Raw genomic sequence first — 6,139 nt, 5'->3', positions numbered from 1 at the left:
ATAGGGACTGACACCTGCCCGGTGCTGGAAGGTTAAGGGGACGTGTCATCCCGACCTCGGTCGGGAGAAGCACCGAACCGAAGCCCCAGTAAACGGCGGCCGTAACTATAACGGTCCTAAGGTAGCGAAATTCCTTGTCGGGTAAGTTCCGACCTGCACGAATGGTGTAACGACTTGGGCGCTGTCTCAACCAGGGGCTCGGCGAAATTGTAGTGCCGGTGAAGATGCCGGCTACCCGCGGCGGGACGGAAAGACCCCGTGAACCTTTACTACAGCTTAGCATTGGATTTCGGTATTGTATGTGTAGGATAGGTGGGAGGCTATGAACCCCGAACGCCAGTTCGGGGGGAGCCGCCGTTGAAATACCACCCTTACTCTACTGGAATTCTAACCCAGGCCCGTGAATCCGGGCCGGGGACAATGCTAGGTGGGTAGTTTGACTGGGGCGGTCGCCTCCTAAAGCGTAACGGAGGCTCCCAAAGGTTCCCTCAGCACGGTCGGTAATCGTGCGTAGAGTGCAAAGGCATAAGGGAGCTTGACTGCGAGACACACAGGTCGAGCAGATGCGAAAGCAGGGCTTAGTGATCCGGCGGTTGAACGTGGAATTGCCGTCGCTCAAAGGATAAAAGGTACTCCGGGGATAACAGGCTTATCGGGCCCAAGAGTTCACATCGACGGCCCGGTTTGGCACCTCGATGTCGGCTCATCGCATCCTGGGGCTGGACAAGGTCCCAAGGGTTAGGCTGTTCGCCTATTAAAGCGGTACGTGAGCTGGGTTTAGAACGTCGTGAGACAGTTCGGTCCCTATCTGTCGCGGGCGTAGGATATTTGCGGGAAGCTGCTCCTAGTACGAGAGGACCGGAGTGGACGAACCTCTAGTGTACCTGTTGTCACTCCAGTGGCACCGCAGGGTAGCTACGTTCGGTCGGGATAAGCGCTGAAAGCATCTAAGTGCGAAACCCATCCCAAGATAAGATATCCCCTCCGCCGCAAGGCGGGCTAAAGGCCCCTCGTAGACTACGAGGTCGATAGGTCACAGGTGTACGTTCCGTAAGGAACTGAGCCGAGTGATACTAATAGGCCGTGCGGCTTAACCAAACATCGTATGTTTGCAGCAGATGGTTAGTGACTTGTCTTGAAGCCAGAGGTTACCCTCAACCAAATCGCAAATTGCAAGAAAAATTCCGGCGACATGAGCGGCGGGGAAACACCTCTTCCCATTCCGAACAGAGAAGTTAAGCCCGCCAGCGCCGATGGTACTGCTCGGGCAACCGTGTGGGAGAGTAGGTCGTCGCCGGGAACTGATAGCAGAACGGGAAGGTCGTGATGACCTTCCCGTTCTGTTTTCATGGCTGACCTCGGCAAACGAGTCCAAGTTATCTCTGACAGCACGGACAGTAATAACTGCTCCGCCCACCGACCACGGTCTTCACAACCACCCCACCACACCGCCCACAAGGCATCCCCGCGCGGCCGTAGACTTTCACTTTCGTCTGGAAGTACCCGGCCTCGCCCGCGGGATCGCGGAACCCCCCATCGCGCAAGGTGGTGCCGCCCTGGCGAATCGCGTCCCGCAACACCCTCCGCACCGCTTGGTGTAGCCCCCGCCATTCCTCTTTGGAAAGGGAACCCGCAGTCCGGCGCGGATCGATACCCGCCACAAACAACGCCTCGCTCGCGTAGATGTTACCCACACCCGCCACAACCTTGCTGTCCATCAGGAAGGCCTTCACTGCCACTCTCCGGCCCCTTGCCCGCTCCATGAGGTAAGAAGGGGTAAACTCTGAGCTGAGTGGCTCCGGACCCAGCGCGGCGAGCATGTCCGCCTCACCATCGCGACCCTTATCGAGCACTATGATCGCTCCGAATCGCCGCGGGTCGTAGTAACGCAGCTGGAGCTCCTGCTCAAGGGAAAAAATCACGTGGTCATGGGCCAACAGAGGGACCCGAGGCGAATAGAGGCCTAATCGGCCGCTCATCCCCAAATGGACGAGCACCGTGCGCCCATCATCGAGACGAATCAGCAGGTATTTGCCCCGCCTTCCCAGACACTGAATCCTGTGCCCCACCACACTGGCCAATGCGTTGCAGTCCACCGGGTGGCGCAATCGCTGCTCACGCACCAGCACCTCCCGAATCAGCCGGCCGCACACCGTCGCCTCAAGGGAGCGGCGAATTGTCTCCACTTCCGGCAATTCTGGCATCTGCTACTTGATCCGCTTCTGGAAACGACGCGCGCTTACCACAAGGATAGTCAAGCCAAAAATCGCCAGCACCAGACCCTGCTGCCACAATTCGCGTATCCCGGCCCCCTTGATGAAGATTGCCCGCACCACCAACATAAAGTACCGCAACGGGTTTAGGTAGCTGATCACCTGAATCCATCGCGGCATGTTCTCGATGGGGAAGAGAAAACCGGAGGTAATGAGTGCAAAGATAAGAACGAACCAGGTCAGGAACATGGCCTGCTGCTGGGTGGTGGAACTTGAGGAGACAAACAGCCCGATGCCTAGGGTGGTAAAAAGGAAAAGCACCACAAACAGAGCCAAGAGTCCCAGGTTGCCCACAAGTGGTATGTGATACCACAGGCGTGCAACTACGATGGCGAGCGTCACCTCACCACAACCCAGAATAGCAAAGGGTATGGTCTTGCCCAAGAGAAGCTGATATGGGCGGATGGGCGTCACGTTCAGCTGCTCCAACGTGCCCACTTCCTTCTCCCGCACCAGTCCCATCCCGCTCAGCAGCGAAGTAGTGAGGGTGAGCAGGAACGCCACAATACCGGGAACCATGAAGTTTCGGTAGCTAAGGTTAGGATTGAACCAAACGTTCACCCTAGGCTCTATGACACGTAGCTTCACCCCTCTGGCTCTTTGGAGCCGCTGCCCTTGTTCGAGCAAGTAGTCATGGAGTATGCCACTCGCGTAGCCCAAGGCGACGTTTGTGCTGTTCGCGTCCTGGCCGTCAAGCACCACTTGGACAGCCGGCGCCTTGCCCGCCACCGCATCTGCACCCAAACCTGCCGGAATGACCACGCCAACCGACGCTCGCCCCCTGTCGAAATACTCCGAAAGCAACGTCACATCCTGTTCGTAGTAGAGGACATCAAAATATCCAGAGTTCTGAAGCCGCTGGACCAATTCTCGGCTCACCGGCGAGTGATCATGGTCTGAGACCACGGTAGCCAGATGCTTCACCTCGCTGGAAACGACATACCCCAGTATGAGCAACTGGACCACCGGTGCCATGAAAATGAGAAAGACCATGGCTGGGTCACGAAATACCTGCAGGAACTCCTTACGAATCATGCACAAAACCGGTCGCATGGTAGTTACTCTTCGAGCCTGGTTCTGAACCGGCGCACGCTTACCAGCAGCAGAACGGTGCCAAAGACAAAGAGGTAAGCAGCGTCTTGCCACACGTATGAGAAGCCAACCCCTTTGAGCATTATCCCCCTGATGATCCGCAGATAGTAGCGGGCGGGCACCAGATAGGTGATGAACTGGAGAAGCCGGGGCATGGAACGGATAGGGAAAATAAACCCCGAGAGAAGGATCGAAGGCAAAAGGGTCGCCATGACCGCACCCATGAGCGCCGCACGTTGCGTGGCTGCGCGCGAAGAGATGAGCACACCGAGGCTGAGGGAAGCATACACAAAGACCACCGAAAGCCCGAGCAACAAGAATGCGTTCCCCCGGAAAGGAATGCCAAAGAGGAAGACAGAAAAGACCACCACCGAGGTTGCGTCCAACAATGCCACCAGCACATATGGCAGCACTTTGCCAACTATCACCTCAAACGGATGCACGGCCGACACGAGAATCTGCTCCATCGTCCCCGTCTCCCGCTCTCGCGCCACGGCAATGGAGGTAAGGAGCGCGCATATCATCATGATCAACACCGCCACCAATCCGGGCACAACAAAGACCATGCTCCTCTGCTCCGGATTGTAGAGCACCACGGTGCGCACCTCAAAGGGCATAGCCGCCTGCGGCACATTTTCCATCGAGCGTGAAGTCAGCAACATGCGCAGGTAGTTCAAGACAATGGTCCCGGTATTGGCATTGGCCCCGTCGATCAGCACCTGCACCGGCGCCGAGGGCTGGGTATGGAGAGCACGCTGGTAGCCCCGAGGTATGACCAGTGCGGCGTGCGCTCTGCCCGTCCGCAATAGCTTCTCTACTTGTCCCACTCCTTCAGGCCGGCACACAATGCGGAACAGCCGCCCCGCAGAGAGGGAAGCGATGAGCTGTCGGGACGATGGAGAGCAATCCTGGTCGATGACCGCGATTCTGATCTCCTTAATGTCGAAGGTAATGGCGTACCCATAAAGAACCATCATGATCAATGGCAACAAAAAGATGATCACCAAACTCCGCTCGTCCCTGCGGATGTGGAGGAACTCCTTATGCGCGATCGCCAGGAGGCGGTTAAGCATCTCGCCTTGCCTCCCCCTCGTCGAAAGATGGCACCTCGAGCCTGTTCCCTACGAGCTTCACAAACGCATCTTCGACCGATTCGGTCCTGCAGCTGTCCTTGAGTCCTGCGGGCGAATCACACGCAATTACCCGGCCCTCGTGCATGATCGCCAGGCGGTTGCAGTACTCCGCTTCCTCCATGTAGTGCGTGGTTACGAGCACGGTGGTCCCCTCTTCGGCGAGGGTGTAGATAACGCTCCAGAAGGCGCGCCTTGACATTGGGTCCACCCCTGCGGTTGGCTCATCCAGGAACAAGACGGGAGGCCGATGCATAATGGCGCAGCACAACGCGAGTCGCTGCTTCCAGCCAAGAGGGATGCTTCGCGTCAGCTTCCGCCGGTGTTCCACAAGTCCCAGCGCCTCCATCAGTTCCACCTTCCGCCTGGTCAGCGGCCCCCCATGAAGGCCGTAAATGCCCCCGTAAAAGTCCATGTTCTCTTCAACCGTGAGGTCTTCGTAGAGGGAAAAGCGTTGCGACATGTAGCCGATTGAGGATTTGACCCGTTCCGTATCGCGCACCACGTCAAAACCTGCTACCCACGCCTGGCCGGATGTGGGTGCCAGGAGACCGCACAGCATGCGGATTGTGGTGGTCTTTCCGGCACCATTTGCGCCAAGAAAGCCAAACACCTCGCCGGCAAAGACGTCGATCGAAACCCGATCTACGGCCACAAAAGCACCAAAGGAACGAGACAGCTCCCTGGTGCACACTGCCAATTCAGCAGAGGGGGTGGTCACCTGTGCATCAGCTCCACAAACACGTCCTCCACATGGGGAACAACCTCCCGGATAGAATGGACCGCCAGCCCCGCGTGCTTGAGCTCGCGCCGAATAGTCTGCTCACCACTGCCGGGGTCAACCACGCCGACGTGCAGATGGTCCCCGAGGAGGTGCACGGTGACGAACGCTGGATTGCCTGCCAACAGACGCGCGGCCTGCATGAGGTGTTCGCACCGCACTTCGAGCAGATGGTGGCGCACCAGCTGTGACAGCTCTCTGGGCGGCCCCTGGGCAATGATGCGCCCTTGGTGCATGAATGCAACGCGGTCGCACCGCGCCGCCTCGTCCATGTACGGGGTAGTAAGCAAGATCGTTACCCCCCGCTCGCGCAGGTCGTACAGGATGCGCCAGAACTCGCGCCGGGAAACTGGATCCACGCCGGTAGTCGGTTCGTCGAGCAAGAGGACCGCCGGTGTGTGGATAAGCGTGCAGCACAAGGCGAGCTTTTGCTTCATCCCCCCCGACAGCTGAGCCGCCCGCCGTCCCTGGAACGGTTCTAGGCGACTGAAGGCCAACAGCTGCCTCATGCGTTCTCGCCCCTCGTCCGGCGGGACCTCAAACAGGCGAGCGAAAAAACGGAGGTTTTCTGCAACGGTAAGGTCCGGGTACAGGGAGAAGCGCTGCGGCATGTAACCGACCAGGCTCTTGACCTTTCGCGGCTCCCTGGCGACGTCGTAGTCGCGCACCGTGCAATGCCCCTGGTCGGCTTTGAGCAGACCGCAGAGGATGCGAAGCGTGGTGGTCTTGCCGGCGCCATCCGGGCCCACAAGGCCAAACAGGCATCCCGCTTGCACAGAAAAGGACAGGCCACGTACTGCTTCCAGCTGTCGGTAGCGCTTCCACAGGTCGACAACAACAATGTCTTCTGGCGTTGTAGTCAC

At 58.3% G+C, this 6,139-nt stretch carries 5 protein-coding genes and 2 rRNA genes (1 of these 7 only partly in view); 2 read left to right on the top strand and 5 right to left on the bottom strand.

The annotated features are described in order from the left end of the window. Together ONB25_02200 and rrf are read left to right on the top strand one after the other, a co-directional pair. Positions 1 to 1,098 (top strand): 23S ribosomal RNA (locus ONB25_02200); it begins 1,936 nt to the left of the window's first position. 85 nt (positions 1,099 to 1,183) lie between these two features. Continuing rightward, positions 1,184 to 1,300 (top strand): 5S ribosomal RNA (gene rrf / locus ONB25_02195). A gap of 76 nt (positions 1,301 to 1,376) precedes the next feature. Here rrf and mutM read toward each other — a convergent pair. From mutM to ONB25_02170, 5 genes are read right to left on the bottom strand one after another with little or no spacing between them, the layout of a single operon-like run. Then, positions 1,377 to 2,204: a bifunctional DNA-formamidopyrimidine glycosylase/DNA-(apurinic or apyrimidinic site) lyase gene (gene mutM, locus ONB25_02190; protein ID MDZ7391701.1), complete on the bottom strand. Its 828-nt coding sequence runs from the start codon at positions 2,202 to 2,204 to the stop codon at positions 1,377 to 1,379. 3 nt (positions 2,205 to 2,207) lie between these two features. Beyond that, the gene (locus tag ONB25_02185; GenBank protein MDZ7391700.1) at positions 2,208 to 3,326 is read right to left on the bottom strand and encodes an ABC transporter permease; all 1,119 of its coding nucleotides are present in this window, start codon (positions 3,324 to 3,326) and stop codon (positions 2,208 to 2,210) included. A 5-nt stretch (positions 3,327 to 3,331) separates the two neighbouring features. Next, the gene (locus tag ONB25_02180) at positions 3,332 to 4,438 is read right to left on the bottom strand and encodes an ABC transporter permease (GenBank protein MDZ7391699.1); all 1,107 of its coding nucleotides are present in this window, start codon (positions 4,436 to 4,438) and stop codon (positions 3,332 to 3,334) included. Continuing rightward, positions 4,431 to 5,216 (bottom strand): ABC transporter ATP-binding protein, encoded by a 786-nt coding sequence (locus tag ONB25_02175; GenBank protein ID MDZ7391698.1) that lies wholly within the window; start codon positions 5,214 to 5,216, stop codon positions 4,431 to 4,433. The genes ONB25_02180 and ONB25_02175 overlap by 8 nt, the downstream gene beginning before the upstream one ends. Next, positions 5,213 to 6,139 carry an ABC transporter ATP-binding protein gene (locus ONB25_02170; GenBank protein MDZ7391697.1) on the bottom strand — a complete coding sequence of 309 codons (927 nt, stop codon included), beginning with the start codon at positions 6,137 to 6,139 and terminating at the stop codon, positions 5,213 to 5,215. The genes ONB25_02175 and ONB25_02170 overlap by 4 nt, the downstream gene beginning before the upstream one ends.

The organism is candidate division KSB1 bacterium, assembly GCA_034506335.1.
Lineage (GTDB): Bacteria > Zhuqueibacterota > Zhuqueibacteria > JANLFK01 > Oleimicrobiaceae > Oleimicrobium.
The sequence above is the reverse complement of the archived record's forward strand: the minus strand, read 5'-3'. Positions and strand labels throughout refer to the sequence as shown.

Coding starts and splice junctions, on each gene's coding strand:
- ONB25_02180 (MDZ7391699.1), bottom strand. CDS start 4,438: ATGCTTAACCGCCTCCTGGCGATCGCGCATAAGGAGTTCCTCCACATC.
- ONB25_02185 (MDZ7391700.1), bottom strand. CDS start 3,326: ATGCGACCGGTTTTGTGCATGATTCGTAAGGAGTTCCTGCAGGTATTT.
- mutM (MDZ7391701.1), bottom strand. CDS start 2,204: ATGCCAGAATTGCCGGAAGTGGAGACAATTCGCCGCTCCCTTGAGGCG.